Origin of the sequence: Lysinibacillus sp. CNPSo 3705 (assembly GCF_028674935.1) — a bacterium.
Taxonomy (GTDB): Bacteria; Bacillota; Bacilli; order Bacillales_A; family Planococcaceae; genus Lysinibacillus.
In genome coordinates this window covers 1-424 of record NZ_JAQZSD010000206.1, presented here as the reverse complement: position 1 = coordinate 424, position 424 = coordinate 1, and the positions used below count along the sequence as shown (strand labels likewise).

At 34.9% G+C, this 424-nt stretch carries 1 rRNA gene; it reads right to left on the bottom strand.

The features are described 5' to 3' along the window. Positions 1–327: 327 nt before the first annotated feature. Positions 328–424, bottom strand: a 5S ribosomal RNA gene (gene rrf / locus PVA17_RS25065); the annotation flags it as partial.

Below are 424 nucleotides of genomic sequence, written 5' to 3'. Positions count from 1 at the left end.
CAATTTTATATTAGACTCACAATCAATTTTATAAAACATATTTTACAAGATCTTAAACTGCTTCTGTTAAAGAAACTACATTTTTTATAACTATGCTAGAGTTTGTAATTGTAAAAGCATTTGGACGATCCACTACCATCATGTTGAAACTTTTAGACAGAGGGAATTATCACAAATTGAACAGGTTGCACATTCTTTTGTTCTTACGAACTTCAACGTTTGATATTTTTCATTATTGAAGTTCATAACATTAGCTATGTTCAAGTACATATATTGATTTATTTTCACACAAAAAAGCCGAGGAATAAATCCTCGACTTTTTTACATGCCTAGCGACGTCCTACTCTCACAGGGGGAAGCCCCCAACTACCATCGGCGCTAAAGAGCTTAACTTCCGTGTTCGGTATGGGAACGGGTGTGACCT